The 24,621-nt window shown below is 62.8% G+C and carries 21 protein-coding genes; 12 read left to right on the top strand and 9 right to left on the bottom strand.

The features are described 5' to 3' along the window. Positions 1–59: 59 nt before the first annotated feature. The 5 genes from NXT3_RS12555 to NXT3_RS12535 form a co-directional block, all read right to left on the bottom strand. Complete coding sequence (locus NXT3_RS12555) at positions 60–1,121, bottom strand: ABC transporter ATP-binding protein (protein ID WP_104839441.1); 1,062 nt, start codon at positions 1,119–1,121, stop codon at positions 60–62. Positions 1,122–1,125: 4 nt separating this feature from the next. Then, a complete protein-coding gene (locus tag NXT3_RS12550) occupies positions 1,126–1,914 on the bottom strand; it encodes an ABC transporter permease (RefSeq protein WP_037415320.1) in 789 nt (262 codons plus the stop codon). Further along, a complete protein-coding gene (locus NXT3_RS12545) occupies positions 1,911–2,792 on the bottom strand; it encodes an ABC transporter permease (protein ID WP_104839440.1) in 882 nt (293 codons plus the stop codon). The genes NXT3_RS12550 and NXT3_RS12545 overlap by 4 nt, the downstream gene beginning before the upstream one ends. A gap of 70 nt (positions 2,793–2,862) precedes the next feature. After that, complete coding sequence (locus tag NXT3_RS12540; protein ID WP_104839439.1) at positions 2,863–3,966, bottom strand: ABC transporter substrate-binding protein; 1,104 nt, start codon at positions 3,964–3,966, stop codon at positions 2,863–2,865. A gap of 192 nt (positions 3,967–4,158) precedes the next feature. Next, entirely contained in the window at positions 4,159–5,037 is an 879-nt protein-coding gene (locus tag NXT3_RS12535; protein ID WP_104839438.1) for a MurR/RpiR family transcriptional regulator, read from the bottom strand. 170 nt (positions 5,038–5,207) lie between these two features. On the opposite strand from NXT3_RS12535, the gene NXT3_RS12530 reads away from it, so the two are divergent. The 6 genes from NXT3_RS12530 to NXT3_RS12500 all read left to right on the top strand — a co-directional run bounded on the left by NXT3_RS12530 (position 5,208) and on the right by NXT3_RS12500 (position 12,754). Further along, positions 5,208–5,981: an N-formylglutamate amidohydrolase gene (locus tag NXT3_RS12530; RefSeq protein WP_037415330.1), complete on the top strand. Its 774-nt coding sequence runs from the start codon at positions 5,208–5,210 to the stop codon at positions 5,979–5,981. A 106-nt stretch (positions 5,982–6,087) separates the two neighbouring features. Then, the gene (locus NXT3_RS12525) at positions 6,088–7,635 is read left to right on the top strand and encodes an amino acid permease (RefSeq protein ID WP_104839437.1); all 1,548 of its coding nucleotides are present in this window, start codon (positions 6,088–6,090) and stop codon (positions 7,633–7,635) included. A 94-nt stretch (positions 7,636–7,729) separates the two neighbouring features. Beyond that, positions 7,730–9,094: a glutamine synthetase family protein gene (locus NXT3_RS12520; protein ID WP_037415336.1), complete on the top strand. Its 1,365-nt coding sequence runs from the start codon at positions 7,730–7,732 to the stop codon at positions 9,092–9,094. A gap of 213 nt (positions 9,095–9,307) precedes the next feature. Further along, entirely contained in the window at positions 9,308–10,693 is a 1,386-nt protein-coding gene (locus NXT3_RS12510) for an aldehyde dehydrogenase family protein (RefSeq protein WP_104839435.1), read from the top strand. Next, positions 10,690–11,835, top strand: coding sequence for an iron-containing alcohol dehydrogenase (locus NXT3_RS12505; protein WP_104839434.1), 1,146 nt, complete (start codon positions 10,690–10,692; stop codon positions 11,833–11,835). Before NXT3_RS12510 ends, NXT3_RS12505 begins: the two co-directional genes overlap by 4 nt. A 202-nt stretch (positions 11,836–12,037) precedes the next feature. After that, entirely contained in the window at positions 12,038–12,754 is a 717-nt protein-coding gene (locus NXT3_RS12500) for an AAA family ATPase (protein WP_037415343.1), read from the top strand. A gap of 173 nt (positions 12,755–12,927) precedes the next feature. Here the strand turns inward: NXT3_RS12500 and NXT3_RS12495 are convergent, their stop codons facing one another. Together NXT3_RS12495 and NXT3_RS12490 are read right to left on the bottom strand one after the other, a co-directional pair. Further along, entirely contained in the window at positions 12,928–14,217 is a 1,290-nt protein-coding gene (locus NXT3_RS12495) for an NAD(P)/FAD-dependent oxidoreductase (protein ID WP_097538069.1), read from the bottom strand. A gap of 179 nt (positions 14,218–14,396) precedes the next feature. Continuing rightward, on the bottom strand, positions 14,397–15,833 hold the full coding sequence (locus NXT3_RS12490; RefSeq protein ID WP_104839433.1) for a L,D-transpeptidase family protein: 1,437 nt from the start codon (positions 15,831–15,833) through the stop codon (positions 14,397–14,399). Positions 15,834–16,082: 249 nt separating this feature from the next. On the opposite strand from NXT3_RS12490, the gene NXT3_RS12485 reads away from it, so the two are divergent. The 3 genes from NXT3_RS12485 (at position 16,083) to NXT3_RS12475 (ending at position 17,810) form a co-directional block, all read left to right on the top strand. Then, the gene (locus NXT3_RS12485) at positions 16,083–16,925 is read left to right on the top strand and encodes a DUF4432 family protein (protein ID WP_097525314.1); all 843 of its coding nucleotides are present in this window, start codon (positions 16,083–16,085) and stop codon (positions 16,923–16,925) included. Between the two features lie 72 nt (positions 16,926–16,997). Further along, positions 16,998–17,336 carry a protein tyrosine phosphatase family protein gene (locus NXT3_RS12480; RefSeq protein WP_037415359.1) on the top strand — a complete coding sequence of 113 codons (339 nt, stop codon included), beginning with the start codon at positions 16,998–17,000 and terminating at the stop codon, positions 17,334–17,336. 267 nt (positions 17,337–17,603) lie between these two features. Beyond that, positions 17,604–17,810 carry a hypothetical protein gene (locus NXT3_RS12475; RefSeq protein ID WP_097525315.1) on the top strand — a complete coding sequence of 69 codons (207 nt, stop codon included), beginning with the start codon at positions 17,604–17,606 and terminating at the stop codon, positions 17,808–17,810. A gap of 63 nt (positions 17,811–17,873) precedes the next feature. Here NXT3_RS12475 and NXT3_RS12470 read toward each other — a convergent pair whose 3' ends face one another. Continuing rightward, entirely contained in the window at positions 17,874–19,520 is a 1,647-nt protein-coding gene (locus NXT3_RS12470; RefSeq protein WP_104839432.1) for a thiamine pyrophosphate-binding protein, read from the bottom strand. Between the two features lie 58 nt (positions 19,521–19,578). Beyond that, on the bottom strand, positions 19,579–20,532 hold the full coding sequence (locus tag NXT3_RS12465; RefSeq protein WP_104839431.1) for an alpha/beta hydrolase: 954 nt from the start codon (positions 20,530–20,532) through the stop codon (positions 19,579–19,581). 232 nt (positions 20,533–20,764) lie between these two features. Here NXT3_RS12465 and NXT3_RS12460 point away from each other — a divergent pair, with 232 nt between their 5' ends. The 3 genes from NXT3_RS12460 (at position 20,765) to NXT3_RS12450 (ending at position 24,619) form a co-directional block, all read left to right on the top strand. Next, positions 20,765–21,538 (top strand): ribonuclease T2, encoded by a 774-nt coding sequence (locus NXT3_RS12460; protein ID WP_104839430.1) that lies wholly within the window; start codon positions 20,765–20,767, stop codon positions 21,536–21,538. Positions 21,539–21,657: 119 nt separating this feature from the next. Beyond that, a complete protein-coding gene (gene ettA, locus NXT3_RS12455; protein WP_037415379.1) occupies positions 21,658–23,307 on the top strand; it encodes an energy-dependent translational throttle protein EttA in 1,650 nt (549 codons plus the stop codon). A gap of 292 nt (positions 23,308–23,599) precedes the next feature. Next, positions 23,600–24,619 (top strand): ArsR/SmtB family transcription factor, encoded by a 1,020-nt coding sequence (locus NXT3_RS12450; RefSeq protein WP_097538074.1) that lies wholly within the window; start codon positions 23,600–23,602, stop codon positions 24,617–24,619. The last annotated feature ends 2 nt before the right edge of the window (positions 24,620–24,621 follow it).

Here is a 24,621-nt window from a genome sequence, read left to right as displayed (position 1 = left end):
AATCACGACAGATTTTTCCGGGAAAGATCGAGGCCGGAACGAAATTGTTCCGGCCATCACTACTCGCGGATGACCAACAGGTCCTTGGCGGCGAAGCGCAGGCTGACATTCTCGCCGGCAACAGGCGGTGTAATGCCCGGATCGTTGAACATGTCGAACGAGATGACATCATCGCCAACCCGCAGCTTGGTGCGGATGACCGAGCCGAGGAAGCTCGTCGAGACGACTTCGCCGGGCAGCGCGGTATCGCCTTTGGAGCCCTCGGCGATCGAACCCGCCTCCGGCCGAAGCGCCAGCGAAATGCTGTCCCCGCCCTTGAGGCCGGCAATCGGCTCTTTCAGGGCAATCCGCTGCCCGCCGATGGTGACCGCACCGGTGGCGGGATCGGCGACCTTGCCCTCGATGATATTGAGCGTTCCGACGAAGGAAGCCACGAAGCGGGTCGCCGGCGTGTTGTAGATCTCGAACGGGGTGCCGATCTGGTCGGCGCGGCCGGCATTCATCACCACGATCCGGTCGGAGATCGACAGCGCCTCCTCCTGGTCGTGGGTGACGAACACCGTGGTGATGCCGAGCTGCTGCTGGATCTGCCGGATCTCTTCGCGCAGCGAGATGCGAATCTTCGCATCGAGCGCCGAGAGCGGCTCGTCGAGCAGCAGCACTTGCGGCTTCACGGCAAGCGCGCGGGCGAGCGCCACACGCTGCTGCTGGCCGCCGGACAGTTGATAGGGGAAGCGGTCCGCCAGGTGCTCGAGCTTGATGAGCCCGAGCATCTGCTTCACCCGGATATCGATGTCCGTTTTGGTGCCGCCGGCGACCTTCAGGCCGAAGGCGACATTGTCATGGACGTTCATGTTGGGAAACAGCGCATAGGCCTGGAAGACCATGCCGATATTGCGCTGGTTCGGCTTCAGAGCGCCCTGGTCCTGGCCGTTGATGACGATCGAGCCGCCGGACGGCGTCTCGAAACCGGCGATCATGCGCAGGATCGTGGTCTTGCCGCAGCCGGACGGGCCGAGGAAGGAGACGAACTCGCCCTTTTCGATGCCCATGTTGAAATTATGAACGACCTGAACCGGGCCGAAGGATTTCTGAATATTGGTCAGTGTCAGGAAAGCCATGTGATCAAGCCTTGGGCGAAGCGGATTTCTGGAAGCGGGAGACGAGCTGGATCAGCCCCATGCTCAACCACGTGATTGCGAAAGCGATGACGGCGAGCGCCGAAGGCTCATAGGCCTTATTGGCGCCGACGAGCTGCAGATAGGGACCGAAAGCCGGGCGGTTGAGCAGCGCCGCCATGGTGAATTCGCCCATGACGATGGCGAAGGTGATGAAGGCGCCGGAAAGCACGCCGCTCATCACATTCGGGAAGATGCAGCGGAAAAGGATCGTCGGCCATTTGGCGCCGAGGCTTTCGGCGGCCTCCGTCAAAGTCCTGACGTCGATCGCCCGCATCGCCGTGTCGACGGCGCGGTACATGTAGGGAAGCGACAGGGTCATGTAGGAGAACATCAACAGCGCGTTGGTGCCGGAGGTCGAACCGGTGAGCGGCAGGATCGACGAGGAATTGTAGAGCCTCAGATAGCCGAAGACGATAACGATAGCCGGAATGACGAGCGGCAGCAGCGTGACGAACTCGACGATCGGCCGCACCTGCGGCAGGCGTAGCCGCACCCAGTACGCCGTCGGCACGACGAGCAGCATGCCGAAGACGATCGTCAGTACGGCCATCAGCATCGAATAGCCGAAGGTCTCGCGAAACTGGATGTCGGAGAAAACCGACTGGTAGGCGTCGAAGGAATAGGCGCCGCGTCGCATGCGCAGCGAGAACTCCAGCGTGCCGAGCAGCGGAATGATGAAATAGCTGGCTCCGATGGCGATGGCGATCCAGGCGCCGAGGCGTTGTGCTTTCATTTCTGCCACCGTTCGGCGCGCATGCGCAGCCAGATATAGAGAATGTTGGAAATGCCGGTGATGACGATCATGCCGAGGGCGAGCGCATAGCCGAGATTGGGGTTGTGCAACACGTCGCCGCGGATCTGCGCGTAGAGCAGGATCGGCACGATGTTGAGCGAACTGCCGGTCAGCGCGTAAGCCGTGGCGATGGCGCCGAAGGCATTGGCGAAGAGCAGGAGAGTCGTGCCGAGCAGGCTCGGCCAGAGGATCGGCAGCGCCACCATGCGCCAATATTGCCAGGTGGAGGCGCCGAGGATTTCGGCCGCCTCGCGCCACTCTTTCTTGAGGCCGTCCAGCGCCGGGGTGAGGATCAGCACCATCAGCGGGATCTGGAAATACATATAGGTGATGGTGAGGCCGAAGAAGCTCAGGAGATTGAAGCCGGTTCCGTAAAGATTGAAGCCGAACCAGTCGCGCAAAAAGACGGTGAGGAGCCCGGTGCGGCCGAGCGTCGAAAGAAACGCGAAAGCGAGCGGCACGCCCGCGAAATTGGAGGCGACGCCGGAGAAGGTCAGCAGGCCGGAGCGGATCCAGTTCGGAACTCCGCCGAGCACGACCGCCCAGGCGAGGAAGAAGCCGATCAGCGCGCCGCCGAGCGAGGAGGCGACCGACACGCGGATCGAGATCCAGTAGGCGCTCATGATCGTCGGCGTGAAGAGATCGGCGAGATTCTTGAAGGTGAAGGTTCCTTCGGGCGTCAGAAAGGCGCCGGTGACGAGGTAGAGCGTCGGAACGATCAGGAACATCAGCGCAAAAATCGCGAACGGGGCTATCCCGAGCCAATCGATGACCGCTCGTTTGTTGATCAGGGGTGCGGTTGCTGTTGTCGTGGTCATGAAGGCTTCGATGTTCCTCAGTCAAATGAAACAGCCTCCCCGCCGATCGAGCGGGGAGGCATGGCAATGATTACTGAACGTTGGCGCCGACCACGCTGTCCCACTTGGTGGTGATCGCTTCCTTGCCCTTGGCCTGTTCCTCGAGCGTCGGGAATACGGCCTTTTCATAGGCAGCTGCCGGCGGCAGCTTGTCCAGCATTTCCTGCGGGATCTTGCCGTTCTTGGCGAGATCGTTGAAGCGGATCGGGTGGCAATAGCCCTTCAGCCAACCGAGCTGGCCTTCGTCCGAGTAGAGATATTCCATCCACAGCTTGGCGGCGTTCGGATGCGGGGCGAAGGCCGAGATCGCCTGCACATAGACGCCGGCGACGACGCCCGAGGCCGGAACGACGACTTCGACCGGCGGGTTGCCGTTCAGGCTGTCGCGCCAGGAGAGACCGTTATAGTCCCAGGCGATGATGATCGGGGTCGAGCCCTGTGCGAGCGAAGCGGACTTGCCGATGACCGGAACGAAATTGCCGGCCTTGTTGACTTCCGCGAAGAAGGCGAGGCCTGCTTCACCGGCCTTGGCCGCATCCTTTTCGCCAGCGGCGAGACCAGCGGCGTAGACGGCCTGCACGGCCTGGTTCGAGGCGCGCGGGTCGCCGGCGAGAGCGACCGCGTTCGCGTAGTCCGACTTCTTGAGGTCGGCCCAGTCCTTCGGCACTTCCTTGACGATATCGGTGTTCACGACGAAGGAGAGAACACCGTAATAGTCGCCGTACCAGAACCCTTCCGAATCCTTGGCGCTATCCGGGATCGTATCCCAGGTCGAGACCTTGTAGGGCTGGATCAGGCCTTCGGCCTTGGCAGAGGGGCCGAAGGACAGGCCGACGTCGATCACGTCGGGTGCCTGCGGGCCGGTATTGCCCTTGTTGGCCTTGATGGCTTCGATCTCGTCGCCGGAACCGGCGTCGGGGTTCAGCTCGTTGACCTCGATCCCGTACTTCGCCTTGAAACCGGCGATGAGATCGCCATAACCGCACCAGGTGTGCGGCAGCGCAATGGTGGTGAGCGTGCCTTCCTTCTTGGCGGCGGCGATGAGCTCTTCGCTCGGCTCGGCAGCGGCCACGGCCGTGGTTGCCAGCAGGATGGCGGTCGAGAGCGAGAGCAGGCGTTGAGTCTTTGAAATCACTGGCGTTCTCCTTATCGGTTTTCAGTCAATTTCGGCGATGCTGTTAAAGCGGCGCGATGAAACTTGTGTGACAGGCCATTTTCCCGTTTGCGGCGAGAACGCCGCCTCGGGAGGTGGGTGTTCCAAGCGGTGCACGGCGCGCCTTGCACCCCCATTTCTTCCTCCGGACATTCAGTCTTCGACCGGTACCTCCTAACCTGGCTTGCGAAAGATGCGGGTCGAATCGAAGAGCCCTTCGAGCGTCCTCATCCGGTCCCTGGTTTCGTCCCAATTCGAGCTCTGCACCGCTTCGATCAGCGCCTCGACGAGGAACAGCAGCATGACCGAACTATCCCAGGCCGAGGGGACTTCGATCTGAGCGCGGAAGACCTTGGAAGCCGACTTAGCGACGGGCGAACCCCATTGGTCGGTGAAAAGGATGATCTCGACGCCGCGGTTGCGGGCGGAGCGGGCGAGGGTCTCCATTTCCTGTTCATAGCGACGGATGTCGAACAGGATCAGAACGTCGCCCTGTTTCATATCGAGCACGTAGTGCGGCCACGAGCTCGGATTGGCGGCAATCTGGGTGACGCCCGTGCGGATGACCTGGAGATGGGTGAAGAGGTAATCGGCCGTCGAGCGGGTGATGCGGCCGCCGACAAGATAGAGGTTGCGCTTGCGGTCGGCGATGAGGGCGGCCGCCTGGTCGAATTCGACCGGCTCCAGCTGGGACAGTGTCTGGCGCATATTGCCCATGATGGCATCGGCAAAGCGGTTGAGGATGTGGGTGCCCGGTGCGCTGGCCGCCCAGCGATCGTGCTTGGCTATCGGATTGGAGATCGTCGCCTCCAGCTCCTGGTGGAGCCTCGCCTGGAAATCGGGAAAGCCGCGAAAGCCGAGCTTCTGCACCATGCGCGCCACGGTCGGCGTGGAAACGCCGGCGTTCTCGGCGACCGTTGTGATCGAGCCGAGGCCGGAAACCGGATAGTTGTCGAGAAGTGTCTCCGCCAAACGTTTCTCGGCGCGCGTCAGCACCGCGAAATGCGCCTTGATCACATCCGACACCGTCATGGATGCCGTGTTGCCGTTCAATGTCGTGCCCCTCAGCCGGTCTTTGCCAGCTTGAAGGAAATTAAACATCGCGGCCGTAACCGAAGTCAATGGGAAACTGAAAAGATCGTTTCAAATTTTGATTGACACCCGTCGATTCGTGAAGAATTCTTTTCAGCAACATCGTCTGACGAGGCAAAGGGGAGCCGGTTTTGACGGGGCTTTTGACCCAGGCAGAGGGCGGTCCGGTCGCCATCGAGAGTGCCGATGCGAAGGGAGATTTTCTCTTCGTCTGCGAACACGCGTCGAGCCGTCTGCCCGAGCGCCTCGGAACGCTCGGCCTTTCCGAGGAAGCGCTCGCCAGCCACATCGCCTGGGATCCGGGAGCGCTGGCGGTTTCCAAGCTCCTTGCGGGGAAGGTGGATGGAACGCTCATCTATCAGCGTTTTTCACGCCTCGTCTATGACTGCAACAGACCGCCGGAGTCCGACGCCGCAACGCCGGTCGTCAGCGAGGTCTACGAGGTTCCGGGAAACCGGGTGATGTCGGCGTCGGAGCGCCAGGCGCGCGTCGACGAGATCTATCAGCCGTTCCGCGACGCGGTGTCCGCGTTCATCGCCGGTCGCAAGGCGGCGGGGCGGCTTCCGATACTCGTCACCATGCACAGCTTTACGCCGGTCTATTTCGGCAAACGCCGCAGCGTCGAGATCGGCATCCTGCACGATGCCGACGGCCGGCTCGCCGACCGCATGCTGGCGGTCGCGACGAGCGGGGAGGTTGCATACGACATCCGTCGCAACGAGCCCTACGGGCCGACTGACGGCGTAACCCATAGCTTGATAGAATACGGCGTCCGTTACGGGCTGCCGAACGTGATGATCGAGATCAGGAACGATCTCATTCGCACCGAAGCCGGCCAGAGGGTCATGGCCGACTATCTGGAAGGGCTGCTCGCAAAAAGCGTAGCCGCCCTTCCGAAACAATAAAAGACCCAGGGGAGCGGCAAAGCCGCGGTCCTGTTCCGGTGCCGGAACAGGTGGTGACGTGACCTTTCGCAATGGCGCGCCGGGTCAGGAGAAACAGGGGAAAGAGATGTCAGACTATACCGAAACCGATAAGAAGCAGGATATGCACATCCTGCATTCGATGGGCTATGCCCAGGAACTCGAGCGGCGAATGAGCCAGTTCTCGAATTTCGCCGTATCCTTCTCGATCATCTGCATTCTGTCGGGGGGCATCAATTCGCTGGCGCAGGCGACCGCAGGTGCGGGCGGAGCGGCGATCGGCATCGGCTGGCCGCTCGGATGCTTCATCTCGCTGGTCTTTGCCGTGGCTATGGCGCAGATCAGCTCGGCCTATCCAACCGCCGGCGGCCTCTATCATTGGGGATCGATCCTCGGGAACCGCTTCACCGGCTGGCTCACGGCCTGGTTCAACCTCCTCGGCCTGGTGACCGTTCTCGGGGCCATCAACGTCGGCACCTATTACTTCTTCATGGGCTCATTCGGGACACCCTATTTCGGCCTGGAAGATACGACGACGACCCGCATCGTGTTCCTGGCGATCATCACCGGCGGGCAGGCGCTGGTGAACCACATGGGAATCGGCCTAACCGCGAAGCTCACCGACTTTTCCGGCTATCTGATCTTCGCCACCGCGATCCTGCTGGCGATCGTCTGCCTCGCGGCGGCCGACAGCTATGAGATCGGCAGGCTGTTCACCTTCTCGAATTATTCCGGCGAGGCGGGCGGCAATGTCTGGCCTGAGACCTCCGGAACCTGGGTGTTCCTGCTCGGCCTGCTGCTGCCGATCTACACGATCACCGGCTATGACGCTTCGGCGCATACGTCGGAGGAGACCGTCAAGGCGGCGGAATCGGTGCCGCGCGGCATGGTCTCCTCCGTGCTTTGGTCGGCGCTCTTCGGCTATATCATGCTATGCGCCTTCGTGCTGATGATCCCGAACATGGACGAAGCCGCCAAGCAGGGCTGGAACGTGTTCTTCTGGGCAATGGACGCGCAGGTCCATCCGCTCATCAAGGACATTCTCTACCTTGCCATCTTCGTCAGCCAGTGGCTGTGCGGCCTGGCGACGGTGACCTCGGTTTCGCGCATGATCTTCGCCTTCTCGCGTGATGGCGGTCTACCTGCCTCAAAGGCACTCTCGAAGGTAAGCCCCACCTATCGCTCGCCGGTTGCAGCGATCTGGACGGGCTCGATCCTTTCGGTGCTGTTCGTCTGGGGTTCGTCGCTCGTCTCGATCGGCGAAACGCCGGTCTATACGATCGTCGTCTCCTGCACGGTCATCTTCCTGTTCTTCTCCTTCGCAATCCCGATCACGCTCGGCCTGTTCGCCTGGGGAACGTCGAAGTGGGACAAGATGGGGCCGTGGAACCTCGGCGAAGGGATGTTCAAGCTGTTCGCCATCCTGTCGATCATAGCCATGGTCCTGATCTTCGTGCTCGGCATTCAGCCGCCAAACGACTGGGCGCTCTACATCACCGTCGGCTTCCTCGTCGTCACCGGCATCATCTGGTTCGGTTTCGAGAGCCGCCGCTTCCGCGGGCCGCCGATCGGTGACGAGGTCGAGCGCCGCCAGGCGGAGATCGCTGCCGCCGAGAAGGCCGTCGGCGAAGTCTGAGAAGATGGAAAGAGGGCGGAGATCGCGCTTGCGATCTCCGCTTCGTATTAGCGGCTATGGGAACGGCCGCGCCGAAACATGGGATTGTACTTTCATGAGCTACTCGTTCGAGGAACTGAAAGAGGATGTCGCCAACGGGCGTATCGACACGGTGCTCGCCTGCCAGGTGGACATGCAAGGCCGCCTAATGGGCAAGCGTTTTCACGCCCAATATTTCGTCGATAGTGCTTGGAAGGAAACGCATAGCTGCAACTACCTGCTGGCGACCGACATCGAAATGGAAACCGTGCCCGGCTACAAGGCGACGAGCTGGGAGAAGGGCTACGGCGACTACACGATGAAGCCGGATCTTGCGACGCTTCGGCGCATCCCCTGGCTGGAAGGCACGGCGCTGGTTCTCTGCGACGTGCTCGATCATCATACGCATGAGGAAGTGCCGCATTCGCCGCGTGCCATCCTCAAGAGGCAGATCGCACGACTCGAGGCCATGGGCCTCAAGGCCTTCATGGCGAGCGAGCTCGAATTCTTCCTGTTCGATCAGTCCTACGAGGATGCGCGGCTTTCCGGATACCGCGACCTGCATCTCGCCAGCGGCTACAACGAGGACTACCACATCTTCCAGACGACCAAGGAAGAGGATGTGATGCGGGCGATCCGCAACGGCCTTCAGGGTGCGGACATTCCGGTCGAGAATTCCAAGGGCGAAGCATCCGCCGGCCAGGAGGAAATCAACGTGCGCTATGCCGATGCGCTGACCATGGCCGACCGGCACGCCATCATCAAGAATGGCTGCAAAGAAATTGCCTGGTCTCGGGGCAAGGCGATCACCTTCCTCGCCAAGTGGAACTATTCCGCCGCCGGCTCGTCGTCGCATGTCCACCAGTCTCTGTGGAGCGTCGACGGCAAGACGCCGCTGTTCTACGATAAGGAGGGGCAATACGGCATGTCCGAGCTGATGCGGCAGTACGTGGCCGGATTGCTCGCCCATGCGAGCGAGATCACTTATTTCCTGGCGCCCTACATCAATTCCTACAAGCGCTTCATGGCCGGCACCTTCGCGCCCACAAAGGCGATCTGGAGCAAGGACAACCGCACCGCCGGCTATCGCCTGTGCGGCGAAGATACCAAGGCGATCCGCATCGAATGCCGCGTCGGCGGCTCCGACCTCAACCCCTATCTCGCCTTCGCCGCCTTGGTCGCGGCCGGCATATCCGGCATCGAGAACAAGATGCAACTGGAGGCGCCCTTCGTCGGCGATGCCTATCAGGGCAAGGAGGTGCGCGAAATTCCGCATACGCTCAGGGCGGCAACCGAAGCGCTGACGGGTTCGAAAATGCTGCGGGAAGCGTTCGGCGAAGAGGTCATCGACCACTATGCCCGTGCGGCGCGGTGGGAGCAGGAGGAATATGACCGGCGGGTGACGGATTGGGAGGTCGCGCGCGGATTCGAGAGGGCGTAGGGAATCCCCTCCGTACGAGGGTCTACCCCTCCCCAACCCCTCCCCACAAGGGGGAGGGGCTTCGCGGCGGCACCGTGTTGCCCACCCCGGCGTTTTCGCGAGTTGCGACGCTTCAGGCCAGCGAGGCGAGGGTGCGGCAGTGTAGTCCCTCCCCCTTGTGGGGAGGGGTTGGGGAGGGGTCATTATTTTGAAAGCAGAAACAGGAAGACGATCATGACCGTGATCAGATGCATTTCGCCGGTGAATGGCGAGGTCTTTGCCGAGCGGCCCGCACTGCCGCTGGAGCTCGCCAGACAGGCGGTGGCGCAGGCCCGGCTCGCGCAGAAGAGCTGGGCGAAGCGGCCGCTCGACGAGCGCGTCAAATTGGTGCTCGCCGGTGTGGCCCGACTCAACGAGATGGTCGACGACGTGGTGCCCGAACTTGCCTGGCAGATGGGCCGGCCGGTCCGCTACGGCGGCGAGTTCAAGGGTTTCAACGAGCGCTCGAATTACGTGGCCTCCATCGCCGCAGATGCGCTGAGGCCGCTTGTCGTCGAGGAGAGCGACCGCTTCGAGCGGCGCATCGAGCGCGAGCCGCATGGCGTCGTCTTCGTCATCGCGCCCTGGAACTATCCCTACATGACGGCGATCAATACGGTGGCGCCGGCGCTGATGGCCGGCAACACGGTGATCCTCAAGCATGCCAGCCAGACGATCCTCGTCGGCGAGCGCATGGTGCGCGCCTTCGTCGAGGCGGGCGTGCCGGCGGATGTCTTCCAGAACCTTTTCCTCGACCACGACACGACCGCGGCGCTGATTGCCGCGAAAAGCTTCGATTTCATCAACTTCACCGGCTCGGTCGAAGGCGGGCGCTCGATCGAGCGCGCGGCGGCCGGCACCTTCACCGGGCTCGGCCTGGAGCTTGGCGGCAAGGATCCCGGCTACGTGATGAAGGACGCCGATCTCGATGCGGCTGTCGATACGCTGATGGACGGCGCCACCTACAATTCCGGCCAGTGCTGCTGCGGAATCGAGCGCATCTACGTGCATGAGTCGCTCTACATTGCCTTCGTCGAGAAGTCGGTTGCCTGGGTCTCCAACTACAAGCTCGGCAACCCGCTCGATCCGGAAACGACGCTCGGACCCATGGCCAACAAGCGCTTTGCCGCGACCGTTCGCAACCAGATCGCCGACGCCGTGTCGAAGGGCGCCAAGGCGCTGATCGATCCGAAGCTTTTTCCTGAGGACGACGGCGGCGCCTATCTCGCGCCGCAGATACTCGTCGATGTCGATCACTCGATGGAGTTCATGCGCGAGGAGACCTTCGGTCCAGCCGTCGGCATCATGAAGGTGAAGAACGATGCCGAGGCGATCGAACTGATGAACGACAGTCAGTATGGTCTCACCGTCTCGCTCTGGACCAGGGACGCCGAGCGCGCCGCCCGCATCGGCCGGGAGCTCGAAACCGGCACGGTCTTCATGAACCGCGCCGACTATCTCGATCCGGCACTCTGCTGGACCGGGGTCAAGGAGACGGGCCGCGGCGGCTCGCTTTCGGTCCTCGGCTTCCACAATCTCACCCGTCCGAAATCCTTCCATCTGAAGAAAGTCACAGCATGACGATCACCGCCAACTGGAGCTATCCGACCGCCGTCAAGTTCGGCGCCGGCCGGATCAAGGAGCTTGCCGACCATTGCAAGGCCGTCGGCATGAAGAGGCCGCTGCTGATCACCGACCGCGGTCTGGCGCCGATGGCGATCACGCAGGGTGCGCTGGATATCCTGGAAGCCGGCGGTCTCGGGCGTGCCATCTTCGCCGATGTCGACCCGAATCCGAACGACATCAATCTCGAGGCGGGGATCAGGGCCTTCAAGGATGGCGGCCATGACGGTGTCGTTGCCTTCGGCGGCGGCTCGGGCCTCGACCTCGGCAAATGCGTCGCCTTCATGGTCGGTCAGACGCGGCCGGTCTGGGACTTCGAGGACGTCGGCGACTGGTGGACGCGCGCCAGCGTCGAAGGCATTGCGCCGATCATCGCCGTGCCTACAACGGCGGGAACCGGCTCGGAAGTCGGGCGCGCCAGCGTCATCACCAATTCGGCGAGCCATGTGAAGAAGGTGATCTTCCACCCGAAGTTCCTGCCGGCCGTGACGATCTGCGACCCGGAACTGACGGTCGGCATGCCGAAGGTGATCACGGCAGGCACCGGCATGGACGCCTTTGTCCATTGCCTGGAGGCCTATTCTTCGCCCTTCTATCATCCGATGTCTGCCGGCATCGCGCTCGAAGGCATGCGGCTCGTCAAGGAATACCTGCCGCGCGCCTACAAGGACGGCACGGATATCGAGGCGCGCGCCAACATGATGAGCGCGGCGGCAATGGGCGCAGTCGCCTTCCAGAAGGGGCTTGGTGCGATCCACTCGCTCTCGCACCCGGTCGGCGCCATCTACAACACCCATCATGGGATGACCAATGCGGTGGTGATGCCGCCGGTGCTGCGCTTCAATCGGCCGGCAATCGAGGAGAAGATCGCGCGGGCCGCGGCCTATCTCGGCATCGCCGGCGGGTTTGACGGCTTCTATGACTATGTGCTGCAACTGCGCGAGGAACTCGGCGTGCCGGACAAGCTCTCCGCGCTCGGCGTCGGCACTGACCGAATAGGCGAGATGGCGGAAATGGCGATCGTAGACCCGACCGCCAGCGGCAATCCGGTGAAACTGACGCTCGACGCCGCGAAGAAGCTCTTTGCCGAGTGCATCTGAGCCATCGCGTTAATTTTTCCAAGGCCCAGGGAAGCGTTGATTTCCCGGGCTTTTTTGTTGGGAAGCCGCAAGCCGTCGGCTGCGCCGGTTAATCTTTGCCAGCCAAAGTTTCCATTTTGTTAACCATCTTCTGAAAGGTTCTGTTAACCGAACCTGCACCCGAGCCCAGGCGACGGGGGCACTGAGAGAATGAGGTGACAAGATGGCGGTCATTACTTTGGCCAACGCAAAGGGCGGCGCCGGCAAGACGACGGCCGCCCTGATCCTGGCGACGGAACTGGCCCGGCAGGGCAACCGCGTGGTGATCCTGGATGCGGATCCGCAGCGATGGATCACCAGCTGGTCGGAAGCCTCCGGTCACATCGCCAATCTCGAGGTGATCTCGCACATTACGCCCGCCTCGTTGCCCTGCCATATCCGCGAACTGAAAGACGAGGCCGATTACATCGTGGTCGATCTCGCCGGTGCCAGGGACGCGATCGTCGCGCTGGCACTCGGGCTATCAGATCAGGTGCTGATCCCGGTGCAGGGCTGTGCCATGGACGCGCGCGGCGCAGTCCAGATCCTGGAGCTCATTCGCCAGATCGAACAGAAGGCCAGGGTTTGCATCAACCACTCGGTGGTCCTGACGCGCGTCAATTCCCTGGTGACGACGCGGGCGCTGCAGGCGATCAAGGCGCTGCTCGCCTCGCGCGGCGTTTCTGTCCTCGACACGCCGATTATCGAACGCGCCGCCTATCGGGAGATCTTCGAACTGGGCGGCACCTTGGAGACCATGGACCCAAACCGCGTCAGCAATCTCGACAAAGCGCGCGAAAACGCGTTCGCGCTCGCCAGCGAGGTGCAAAGCCTGCTGCCGGTAACGCCACGCCGTGCCCTTATGTCTCGCTTGCGCTCGGCCCTGCCTCGCGCGGCCTGAAGCGGGCGGTCCCTATTGCCTCCCAAGGCCGGCCGGAACTGGCCTACAGCGCCGCGCGTCTTATCAGACGCGCAAAGGTCGTTGTAGCACTTAGAATTGCTGCATGTCTTTGTCCTTGAATCGAGGTCGATTCAAGGAGAGATGCAGTAGGCCGTTCCGGTCGAAATCTTCCGTCAGAACCGCCTGTCGATGAAATGCTTGGCCTGGGCGCCGGCATGATAGAAGGCGGATTTGAGGTTCCGCCAGGGATCCGGCGTGATCGGGGTCTCGGCGAGCGGGATCGCCGAGACGTCGCCCGTGACATGCCGGGCAAGGGCGCGGCCGAAGACCGTGCCGGGGGCGATGCCGCGGCCGTTGTAACCGCTGACGGAAACGACATTCGGCGCCAGCGCGTGCATGACCGGCAGGTGATTGGTCGTCATGCCGATCCGGCCGTCCCACCAATATTCGAAGCGGAAATCGCCGATATAGGGGAAGAGCTTGCGCACCGAGCGCGCCGCGAAGGCGCGATGCGTCCCCGCGGCCATGGCGTCGAGGCGGCCGATCGAGCCGAAGATCAGCCGGTTCTGCCGATCCATGCGGAACGACGTCATGACGAGGCCCGTGTCCCAGGCGCCCTGGCGCTCGGGGAGGATGCGGCCCGCGACATCGTCAGGCAGCGGATTGGTCGCGAATTGAAAATAGGGAAGGACCGTGAGTTCCTGCGTCTGTGTCCTCCATGGCGCGCCGTTCACGAGCGCGCCATAGGCCTCGGTGGCGACGATGACATGCCGGGCCGTCAGCGTGCCGCGGCCGGCCGAAAGCTTCCAGGCGTCGCCGCTGCGCTCGGCGGCAACCAGCGGCGTTTCCGTGAAGATCTGGGCACCTGCCTTCAGCGCCGCCCGAGCCAGGCCGCGCGCATAGGCGAGAGGCTGGATCGTGCCGGCCCGCCGGTCGAGCAATGCGCCAGTAAATCCTTCGGCGCCTGAAAGCATCTTGGCCTTTTCCGCCGAAAGCGCTTCGACCGGGGCGCCCAGCTTCTGCCATTGCGCCTCGCGCGCGGTGATCTCCTTGAGCCCCTCGGGTCCGACCGCCATGTGCAGCGTTCCGTTGCGGACCGCTTCGCAAGCGATGCCATGACGCTCGACAAGGTCATAGACAAGCGAGGGGCCGTTCCCGAGCTCGCTCAACAGGCGGCCGCCGGCCTCCGCGCCGAGCGTGGCAATGAGGTCGTCCGGCTTCACCCACATGCCGGCATTGACCAGGCCTACATTGCGGCCGGAACCGCCGAAGCCGATCATGCGCGCCTCGATCACAACGGCCTTGACGCCCATTTCGGCGAGGTGAAGGGCGGCCGAGAGCCCGGTAAAGCCTCCGCCGATAATGGCCACATCTGCAGCCATGTCACCGCTGAGGCGGCCTGTTTCGGGTGCGGCTGGAGCCGTTGCATGCCAGAGGTTGGGAAGAGGGCGCTCCGTCGCCATTGCGGGCCATTCCTTTGCGGTAATCGAGGGATTCCTTTGCCTTTGATAGAACCAGCGGGGCAAAGTTCTTCATGACAATGTTTCATAAAGTCATGAAGTCCGACAATGCCGGGCAAAGCGAACAGAAACGGGCGCGGATGACCGCGCGGCTCCGCCTGACTCAGCCCATCAGACAGCTCTCAATAAGGATTCAAGACATCCTCAGAAACCGGAGCGCCCGGCTCGTCGATGAACTCGACGGTCACGCCAACGCTGACCATTTTTCCGAGTTCGGTGGCGTCCCAATTGGTGAGCCGGATGCAGCCGTGGCTCTGCGTTTTGCCGATCTTCGATGGATCCGGCGTCCCGTGAATGCCGTAGGTCGGCCTCGAAAGCGCTATCCAGACGGTGCCCACCGGGCCGTTCGGTCCAGGCTGCAGCGTCAGGATCTTGTCATTGGCGCCCTGCTGGAAATTGATCTTCGGATTGTAGGTGTAACCTGGATTGAAGGCTATCCGCTCGACCGAGACCGTGCCCGACGGTGAAGGCGTATCGGCAGAACCGATGGTAGCGGGGTAGGCGGCGATGAGCTTGCCGGCATCGTCATAGGCGAAGACCTGCTTGCGCCCCTTGTCGGCGATGATCCGTGCCACCTTTCCGGACTTGTTCGCTCCGGGATTGATGACCTTGATCGTCGTGCCAGGGATGGAGAAGTCGACGCCCGGGTTGAGTTCGCGCAGGTAGTTCTCGTCCATATGGAATTTCTCGCCCAGCATCTCGGCCGTGGAGGTGAAGGAGAGATGCGGGAGCTGCGCCTTGTGGGCATAGTCTTCCGGGATCGCGGCGACATAGGGCCCGGCTGCGTCGGCAGCGGTGATCGTGTAAGTGGTGATAGGCAGGCCGCCATTGAAGCGCAGCCGCTCGAGAATGTCCTCGGTATTGTTCGGGTCGAGCTTTTCGCCGGTCGCCTGCTGAAAGGCCTCTATCGCCTTGGTGACGTTGGAGCCCATCTTGCCGTCGATGACGCCCGGCGAGAAGCCTTCGCGGTCGAGGAAGACCTGGAGGGCGGTGATTTCGGCCCGCGATTTGCCCTTCATCTCGATCGCCGGCGGCATCGGCTGGCCGAGTGGATCCTGATACTGCGGATCGTAGGCGGCCTGTTCTTCGCCAAGGCTCGGAAGGCTGTTCGGCAGTTCCTCGCGTTCGACCGGGGCGGGCGTCGCGTCGCGATAGTCGGGAACGGTGCCGGTGTATTCACCGGGCTCTGAATAGCCGTAGCCGCGCTCCCGCTCGTTGGAATACCCGTCATCGCCGTATTGTCGGCGGCGCACGCCGTAGCCGTCATTCGGGACGACGGTGGCGACGATATTTCCCCAGGGATCCACGAGCACCGTACGGCCGCGGCGGTCGCGCATCGCCTGGACCTCGTCCGGTCCGGGCATGTAGTCGAGAATATCGCCCTCGGGAGTGACCAGCATCACATCGCCGCCGCCCCAATAGCCGCCATAGCCATCCTGGGCGCGGGCGGGCACGAGCTCCACTGCGAGAAGGCCGAGTGCGGCGAGAAGCGAAAGGCCGGTGCGGGTCGCTGACAAGTTGGAACCTATTTTCATGGTGGCTGCTTTGCGGCGGTACATACCGATTCCGACGTTAATGTGAAAAAAATGAATTCATCATGAACGATCCCTTAAAATCTAGTTAGGCGAGCTTCCGAGCGGTTGCAACACGGGAACTCTGTCACAGGACGGGAATGCCCTCCAATCGCGTTGAATTTATAACGTTTTTCCTCGCGGAAGGTTCAATCCAAAAGACCGGCCACTTCAGTGGGGCGACTGCGCTATCATACCCTCACGATTCGTGATTCTGAGTGCGGCCGGGAGGCGAGAATGGGGACCATCTTGAGCGCCGACAATGGCCTGGAGAGCCATCTCCTGTTCGACCGTTCCTCGGCGCTCGATATCGCCGCTTTCGTCACAGAGGGCACAGATCTGTCGCCGGGAGAGGCGATCCCCTCCGACGGCGACCCGCGGATCGACCGGGCTCTGGCCGGCTTCCTGTTCACCTGCGGTCCCGACCATATCCGCCATCCGGAGCCGATCGCGGGAGGTGACGATCAGGTATGCTACCCACTGCACGGGTCGCTTGCCGGTACGCCGGTCAGCCGGACGGAGATGTCCGCCGATGGTTCGCGCTGCTCGGCGGTTACGGAAGTCGATCTTGCCTGCGGCGGCAGAGCGGCGGTCGAGCGCGTTTGGCAGGTCCACGGGAATGGGCATGGGGTGGTGCTCAAGGACCGTGTCGTCAATATCGGCGCCTCCGCCTTCGCGCCGATGATGATGTACCACATGAATATCGGCGGCCGGCTGCTTGGTGATGAAACGCGGATCGACAGTGCCTCGGTGGAGGGCGGGTCAATTGCCTGGCGGTTCGGGGAAGGCGAGAGCGCGCATTTCTGCCGGACCGCAGTCGCCGGCGAAGACCGCTGGGCGGAGGTTACGCTGTCCGCTCTGCCCGGGCTTCAAGGGCGCGCCTTAAATGTGCAATTCCTGGCCGACACGCTGCCTTTCCTGCAGATGTGGCGCTGCCAACGCGGCGGTGCGAATGTCCTCAGCATCGAGCCCGCGTCGCACCGAATTGCCAAGCGGGTGGAACTCTCGGCCGCCGGCGAGCTTGATCTGCTTAAGCCCGGACAGTCACGCGACTACGCGCTTACCTTCGGCGTCGTCTGAGATCGCTTCGCGATTGACGCCGCCGGGCCTGCGGCCTACACCAAGGCAACGCAGTCTTGAGGAAGCGACATCATGGACATTCGCCAGATCAACGATGAATACTCGGTCTCCGGTCAGATCACGGTCGAGGACCTCGACGAGATCAAGGCGCTCGGTTTCAAGTCCATCGTCTGCCACCGTCCGGATTTCGAGGCTCCCGACCAGCCGACCTTCGACGCGATTGCCGCGCGTGCCCAGGAACTCGGGCTGGACATCGCCCATATCCCGGTCGGCCCGATGGGCGTGACCGCCGATGCGGTGACCCGCATGGTCGACGCGCTCGACGAATTCGAGCGCCCGATGCTTGGCTATTGCCGCTCCGGCGCCCGCTCGACGGCCGTCTACCAGCAGACGCAACATATTCGCAGCTAGACCCGCGATCGTGCGTTCGGCGGCAAAGGTCGGACGGGCGAACGACCGCTTTTCACTGTTTCCAGCCGGTATTCGGTGCTATATTGGATTTGTTCGATCGAGGGTGCCGGCGCCCTTTGAAGATCGTTCGCTTGGAGCGCGCTTGGCCCAAACAAGCGCGCTTTCGCGTTTCTGACGCCGTTCCTGCTGGCCGCGAAATTGTTAGACATCGCCGTCTCGTCGGGCGCGCGAGGGTCTCGGCGGACAGCTTTAAAGAGGCGACCGGCCATGGATCCGTTCAATAGTTTCAGAGACTATCCGATTCTTCCCGGCCACGTGGCGATCCTCGAAGGCGTTTGGCACCGCGCGCTGGAAGAGCGAAACCTGTCGATCGGCAGCGAGGAGGCCGACCAACTCGCCAGGAAGATTGCCAAGCTTTATCAGGCCGGCGTGAAAGTGCCGGACCAGCTTTGGGAAATGATTCGGACGGTTTGAAAGCGCAAGGACTTGCCGACGCCCGCTCCCGGCCGGGCTCTCATTCAGGCGCCGTCTTTTCCCTCAGCCCTTGCGTATTTCGCTCAGCGTCCGTGCCGGCGTGATCGCCTCCGGGTCGAGCTTGATCTCGATGATCGCCGGCTTGCGGCTGGCACGCGCTCTGAGAAATGCATTGGCAAACTCTTCCGTCCGCTCGACCGTCTCGCCATGGCCGCCATAGGCGCGGGCAAGCGCCGCAAAATCCGGATTTGTCAAATCCGTGGCGCTGACGCGGCCGGGATATTCCCGCTCCTGATGCATGCGGATGGTGCCGTAGATGCCGTTGTTGATGACCAGCACGATAATCGGCAGGGCGTAACGAACCGCCGTGGCGAATTCCTGCCCATGCATCAGGAAACAGCCGTCGCCGGCAAAGCAGATGACCTCACGGTTTGGGTGAAGGCGTTTCGCCGCGACCGCCGCCGGCAGGCCGTAGCCCATCGAGCCTGAGGCGGGCGCGGCTTGCGTGCCGTAGCGGCGGAAGCGGTGAAAGCGGTGCAGCCAGGTGGCGTAGTTGCCGGCGCCGTTGGTGAAGATTGCGTCCGGCGCCGTGTTCGCCTCGATCCAGTTCATGATCGGTCCCATCCGCACGTCGCCCGGCCCGGTCTCCGGCGGCGTCGACCATCTGAGATAAGTCTCGTGCATGGCGGCCGTGCGCGGCGCCCAGCCAGGCGTTCCGGTGGGCTCAATCCCCGCTAGCGCGGCTACAAAGTCGCGCGGGCTCGCGGCGATCGCCAGATCCGGCCTATAGACGCGGCCGAGTTCCGACGGATCCGGATGGACATGCACCAGTCTCTGCTTCGGATAGGGGACATCGAGGAGGGTATAAGAGGAGGAGGGCATTTCCGAGAAGCGACCGCCCAGAAGCAGGACGAGATCCGCTTCCTTGATTTCCTTTGCCAACGCCGGGTTGACGCCGATGCCGACGTCGCCGGCATAGCTGGGATGCAGGTGATCGAAGAGCATTTGGCGCCGGAAGGAGCAGCCGACCGGCAGATGCCAGCGTTCGGCGAATTGCTCAAAATCGGCAACGCTTTCCGCGGACCAGCGGGTGCCGCCGAGAATGGCAATTGGGCGCTTCGCTTCCGTGAGGAGATCGGCGAGCCGAGCGATCTGGCTCGGTCCCGGATGGCTTTCGACCGGCTGGTAAGGGCGGGCGGCCGGAGCTTCCGTTCGCTCCGTCAGCATGTCTTCCGGCAGTGTCAGAACCACCGGTCCGGGACGGCCGGAGGTCGCGACGGCAAAGGCGCGGGTGACGAATTCAGCAATCCGCGCCGGATCGTCGATCTCGCCCACCCATTTGGCGACCTCGGTGAGGGCGCGGCGATATTCGATCTCCTGGAAGGCCTCGCGTTCGCGGGCGTCACGCTGCACCTGGCCGATGAAGAGGATCATCGGGATCGAATCCTGGCGGGCGACGTGAAGCCCGGCGGAGGCATTGGTGGCGCCGGGGCCGCGCGTGACCATGCAGATGCCGGGCTCGCCGGTCAGCCGGCCCCAGGCATCCGCCATCATCGCCGCACCGCCTTCCTGGCGGCAGACGACGACGTCGATGTCGGTGTCGTGGAGCGCATCCAAAACGGCCAGGTAGCTTTCGCCCGGCACGCAGGAGATGCGCTCGACGCCGTTTGCGATGAGCGCCTCGACCACCAGTTGCCCGCCCGTCTTCATGTCGGCACCTCCCAATGCTATCGTCCGTTTCGATCAGATCGCCGGCTTGCGGGATCTGTCATGTTGTTTCGTCTATGCGGTTCCTCACCCCGACGGCTTTCAGGCACCAGCGGGCGAAATCTTCCGTCGCGGTTTCGCGGCCGATTTCGTTGAGCGTCTCGTGGCGCATTCCCTCATATATCGTGATCGTCACGTCGGCCATGCCGCGCGCCTTCATGCGTCGGCCGAGCCAGTCGATGACGTCGCCGTTCAAGGTTGAGGGGTCGGCGCTGCCGCCGACCAGGTGGACCGGCAGCGTCGCCGGCAAGCGGGCGAGCCGGTCGGACCGCGCACCGGCAAAGGCAAGTTCGAAGACGTCGATCCAGAGTGAGACGCTGGTCTCGAAGCCGCAGAGCGGATCGGCGATATACTTTGCAACTTCGTCCTCGTCGCGCGACAGCCAGTCGAATTCGGTCTTCCGAGCGGCAATGGCTTTGCTCCAGGCGCCGAAGGTGAGTTGCGAAAGCAGCGGGCTCGGGACGTCCGAACCCTTCAGCATTCGTTCGATCGCGAGGATCAGTTGGCCGCCGCGGCCGGCGGGACCGGGGCGAAAATTGGAGTTCCAGACGGCGAGCGCGTCATAAAGTTCCGGATCGGTCTCGGCAGCGTTCAGGGCGATCAGCCCACCCATCGAGTGGCCGAACAGCACGACCGGCAGCCCGGGATGGTTGGCGGCGGCCATCTGCCGCACGGCGCGCAGATCGGCAATCACCTTTTCGGAGCCACCGCGCTTAGAGAAGAGACCGAGCTGCGCATCGGCCGCGCGGCTCTCGCCGTGGCCACGATGATCGTGTGCGTAGACATGGAAGCCATGCTGGGCCATGGCTTCGGCAAAGCGGGCGTAGCGGCCGGAATGTTCGGCAAGCCCATGGCTGACCAGCAATATGCCTCGCGGCGCATCGGAAGCCGTCCGATGGCGCCATGCGAGCGTCGCACCCGTCGGGCTTTGAAGTGTCCTTACCTGCCCGAACATGCCTCACTCCAATCAAATCCAATAGCCGCAGAGCAGCTATTGCGATGGAGGCTGATCCACCATCCGCCCAACACTCCCCGCGATATCAAATCGATTTGGCGGTCAAAGGCAATCGCTGCTTGTTGCTTCTTGCGCATGAGATCAGAACCGATTCGAAGAGACATATTGGGGGTTGCAACTTTCCCGCTTTTGTTGTTAGTTTGTTCTCGTTTTGTATTTACTGGAGGCCGTTATGGCAGTGCGAGCTATCGTACAGGTGGTAAGAGTTGCAGCGCTTGCTCTTGGGTTGGGGATGTCGTCTCTGGCCGCCGCAGAGGAGTCGCCGGGTGAAGAGATGAAGACGGTACCGGATGGGGCAAGGACGGAATATGTGCTGGCGGTCAGTTGGCAGCCCGGTTTTTGCGAGACGCGGCCCACGCGCAAGGAATGCGTCGACCAGACCTCGGACCGGTTCGATGCGACGCATTTCTCGCTCCACGGCCTTTGGCCCTTGAAGAAGAGCTATTGCGGCGTGGAGACGGAACTGAAGGCGCAAGACCGCAAGGGGGAGTGGCTCGAGCTGCCGAAACTCGCCATGGCAGACGAGACCGCCGCGCGTCTCATCGTCGCCATGCCGGGGGTGAAATCCGGCCTCGACCGGCACCAATGGCTGCGAAGCGGCACCTGCCAGGCCGACAACGCCGACGACTATTTCACGCTCCAGCTTCGTCTTCTCGACGAGCTGAACGCATCGGCGGTGCGTGCCCTGTTTGCCGACAGGATCGGTTCGGAGATTGGCGAAAAGCAGATCAAGGCGGCCTTCGAACAGAGTTTCGGAGCAGGGGCCGGTGATCGGGTGCGCATGCGCTGCCAGACCGTCGAGGGCCGCAGCGTAATCACCGGTTTCACCATTGGGCTTTCCGGCGATCTCTCGGGCCAAGCGGGTCTCGCGGGCCTCATAAAGGCGGCCGGGCCGACCGAGTTCAAATGCGCCAAGGGGATCGCCGACGCCGCCGGGCGGGGCTGAACTGGAAGGCTTATCGCAGCAAGGGAACGGCGCGGGCAGGGCCCTTTGGCGATTGCCCCGCCACCATAATTCGCCTACATAGCGGGCAAATTTCCCCTTCCGATGCGGAGCATTCCTTTATGGCACGTCAGTTTATCTACCACATGGCCGGGCTCAACAAGGCCTATGGCAACAAGAAGGTCCTGGAGAACATCCATCTGTCGTTCTATCCGGACGCTAAGATCGGCATTCTCGGCCCCAACGGCGCCGGCAAGTCCACGGTTCTGCGGATCATGGCCGGGCTCGACCACGAATATACCGGCGAGGCCTGGGTCGCCGAAGGCGCGACCGTCGGCTACCTGCCGCAGGAGCCGCAGCTCGATGCGCAGAAGAACGTGCTCGAGAACGTCATGGAAGGCGTGGCCGCGAAGAAGGCGATCATCGACCGCTACAACGAGCTGATGATGAACTATTCCGACGAGACGGCGGAAGAGGGCGCCAAGCTTCAGGACATCATCGATAGCCAGAACCTCTGGGATCTCGACAGCCAAGTCGAAATGGCGATGGACGCGCTCCGCTGCCCGCCGGGCGACGCCGAGGTCACCAATCTGTCCGGCGGCGAGAAGCGCCGCGTGGCACTCTGCAAGCTGCTCTTGTCGCAGCCGGACCTGCTGCTTCTCGACGAACCGACCAACCATCTCGACGCCGAGACGATCGCCTGGCTCGAAAAGCACCTGCGCGAATATCCGGGCGCCGTGCTGATGATCACCCACGACCGCTACTTCCTCGACAACGTCACCGGCTGGATTCTCGAGCTCGATCGTGGCCGCGGCATTCCCTATGAAGGCAACTATTCCGCCTATCTGCAGGCAAAGGCCAAGCGTATGGCCCAGGAAGGGCGTGAAGAGGCGACCCGCCAGAAGGCCATCAGCCGCGAGCAGGAGTGGATCGCCTCGAGCCCGAAGGCCCGCCAGGCGAAGTCGAAGGCGCGTATCCGCGCCTATGACGAGTTGGTAAAGGCGGCGGCCGACAGGCGTCCGGGCGACGCCCAGATCATCATTCCGGTCGGCGAGCGGCTCGGCCAGGTGGTCATCGAAGCGGAGAACATCTCCAAGGGCTATGACGACCAGTTGCTGATCGAGGGCCTGAGCTTCAAGCTGCCGCCGGGCGGCATCGTCGGCGTCATCGGCCCGAACGGCGCCGGTAAGACGACGCTGTTCCGGATGATCACCGGCCAGGAGCAGCCCGAAGAGGGCGCGATCCGCATCGGCGACAGCGTGCAGCTCGGCTATGTCGACCAGAGCCGCGACGCGCTCGACGGCAACAAGACGGTGTGGGAGGAAATCTCCGGCGGCAACGACGTCATCAGGCTCGGCAAGCACGAGGTCAATTCGCGGGCCTATTGCTCGTCCTTCAATTTCAAGGGCGGTGACCAGCAGCAGAAGGTCGGCACGCTTTCCGGCGGCCAGCGCAACCGCGTGCACCTCGCCAAGATGCTCAAGGCCGGCGGCAACGTCATCCTGCTCGACGAGCCGACCAACGACCTCGACACCGAGACGCTTGCCGCACTCGAGGATGCGCTCGAAAACTTCGCCGGCTGCGCGGTGATCATCAGCCACGACCGCATGTTCCTCGATCGCCTGGCGACCCATATCCTCGCCTTCGAGGGCGACAGCCATGTCGAATGGTTCGAAGGCAACTTCGAGGATTACGAGAAGGACAAGATCCGCCGGCTCGGTCCCGACTCGGTCAACCCGAAGCGGGTGACGTACAAACGCCTGACGCGGTAATCAACCACTCGGGGGCGCCGCACACGCCGTCGGATGTCCCGGTGTGCTTCGGCGCATTTGCCGCGCGGATGTGGCAACTTGTGCGACGGGACGGGAGCCGCGCTTGAGCAGCCCCGCCGCTCCTGTCCGCGGCTGCCGCGTCCAACTCGTAACATCGCTGCGCGGGCGGATCGTAAGGTCTGCCCGCTTTCATGTCCGGGAAGCGTCATCTCCTTGCCTTTCCGCGCAAATCCCGCTTGCGCGCCGTCTTCAAATCACATAAACATATCTTTATGTGTTGATGAGGATCGCGATGACGAACCGTGGAACGCTTGGCTTGGATGCCTTGGTCGACGTCCTGAAGGCGGCGGGCGAGCCGACGCGTATGCGTCTTCTGGCGCTGCTTGCGGCCGGCGATCTGACCGTGACCGATCTTACCGAAATTCTCGGCCAGTCGCAGCCTCGCATTTCCCGGCACCTGAAACTGCTTGCGGAAGTGGCGCTGATCGATCGCTACCAGGAGGGCGCCTGGGCCTATTTCCGTCTACGGCAGGAGGGCGGGCGGGTCGCGCTTGTCCGCGAGCTTCTCGCGGCGTCGGCACCGGACGATGCGATCCTTGCCAGAGATTCCATTCGGCTTGCGACCCTGAAGAAGGCGCGCGCCGAGAAGGCCCAGGCCTATTTCAGCCGCAACGCTGCCGAGTGGGACGAGCTGAGGCGCCTGCATGTCAGCGAAGGCGACGTCGAGGCAGCCTTGAAGACGATGGTCGGCGACGAACCGGTCGACAGCCTGCTCGATCTCGGAACCGGCACGGGCCGCATCCTGCAGCTCTTCGAGGGGCTCTACCGGCGCGGTATCGGCGTCGACGCCAGCCGTGACATGCTGGCGGTGGCACGTTCCAATCTCGACCGGGCCGGCATCACCAAGGCTTCGATCCGCCACGGCGACATCTTCAACCTGCCGCTGGACGGCCAGTCCTTCGACCTCGTGACGATCCATCAGGTGCTCCACTTCCTCGAAGATCCGGAGGCGGCGATCGCCGAGGCGGCGCGCATGCTCGTGCCCGGAGGGCGGCTCGTGATCATCGATTTTGCCCCGCACGGCCTCGAATATCTGCGCAACGAGCACGCTCACGCCCGCCTTGGCTTTGCCCATCAGACGATGGCCGATTGGCTGCAGAAGGCCGGACTGACACTCGAGAAGACGACGGATCTTGCCCCGGAAGGCGGGGAAGAGGGGAAACTGACGGTCACGATCTGGCTGGCGCGCGACGAGCGGGCTGCCGCTGTGGCCGATATGCCGCGACAGCGCCTACAGGCGGGGGGAATTTGAGA

The organism is Sinorhizobium fredii (genome assembly GCF_002944405.1).
Lineage (GTDB): Bacteria > Pseudomonadota > Alphaproteobacteria > Rhizobiales > Rhizobiaceae > Sinorhizobium > Sinorhizobium fredii_C.
The sequence above is the reverse complement of the archived record's forward strand: the minus strand, read 5'-3'. Positions and strand labels throughout refer to the sequence as shown.

Coding starts and splice junctions, on each gene's coding strand:
- ettA (WP_037415379.1), top strand. CDS start 21,658: ATGGCACGTCAGTTTATCTACCACATGGCCGGGCTCAACAAGGCCTAT.
- NXT3_RS12505 (WP_104839434.1), top strand. CDS start 10,690: ATGACGATCACCGCCAACTGGAGCTATCCGACCGCCGTCAAGTTCGGC.
- NXT3_RS12450 (WP_097538074.1), top strand. CDS start 23,600: ATGACGAACCGTGGAACGCTTGGCTTGGATGCCTTGGTCGACGTCCTG.
- NXT3_RS12490 (WP_104839433.1), bottom strand. CDS start 15,833: ATGTACCGCCGCAAAGCAGCCACCATGAAAATAGGTTCCAACTTGTCA.
- NXT3_RS12485 (WP_097525314.1), top strand. CDS start 16,083: ATGGGGACCATCTTGAGCGCCGACAATGGCCTGGAGAGCCATCTCCTG.
- NXT3_RS12555 (WP_104839441.1), bottom strand. CDS start 1,121: ATGGCTTTCCTGACACTGACCAATATTCAGAAATCCTTCGGCCCGGTT.
- NXT3_RS12545 (WP_104839440.1), bottom strand. CDS start 2,792: ATGACCACGACAACAGCAACCGCACCCCTGATCAACAAACGAGCGGTC.
- NXT3_RS12480 (WP_037415359.1), top strand. CDS start 16,998: ATGGACATTCGCCAGATCAACGATGAATACTCGGTCTCCGGTCAGATC.
- NXT3_RS12495 (WP_097538069.1), bottom strand. CDS start 14,217: ATGGCGACGGAGCGCCCTCTTCCCAACCTCTGGCATGCAACGGCTCCA.
- NXT3_RS12460 (WP_104839430.1), top strand. CDS start 20,765: ATGGCAGTGCGAGCTATCGTACAGGTGGTAAGAGTTGCAGCGCTTGCT.
- NXT3_RS12510 (WP_104839435.1), top strand. CDS start 9,308: ATGACCGTGATCAGATGCATTTCGCCGGTGAATGGCGAGGTCTTTGCC.
- NXT3_RS12525 (WP_104839437.1), top strand. CDS start 6,088: ATGTCAGACTATACCGAAACCGATAAGAAGCAGGATATGCACATCCTG.
- NXT3_RS12550 (WP_037415320.1), bottom strand. CDS start 1,914: ATGAAAGCACAACGCCTCGGCGCCTGGATCGCCATCGCCATCGGAGCC.
- NXT3_RS12465 (WP_104839431.1), bottom strand. CDS start 20,532: ATGTTCGGGCAGGTAAGGACACTTCAAAGCCCGACGGGTGCGACGCTC.
- NXT3_RS12520 (WP_037415336.1), top strand. CDS start 7,730: ATGAGCTACTCGTTCGAGGAACTGAAAGAGGATGTCGCCAACGGGCGT.
- NXT3_RS12500 (WP_037415343.1), top strand. CDS start 12,038: ATGGCGGTCATTACTTTGGCCAACGCAAAGGGCGGCGCCGGCAAGACG.
- NXT3_RS12470 (WP_104839432.1), bottom strand. CDS start 19,520: ATGAAGACGGGCGGGCAACTGGTGGTCGAGGCGCTCATCGCAAACGGC.
- NXT3_RS12475 (WP_097525315.1), top strand. CDS start 17,604: ATGGATCCGTTCAATAGTTTCAGAGACTATCCGATTCTTCCCGGCCAC.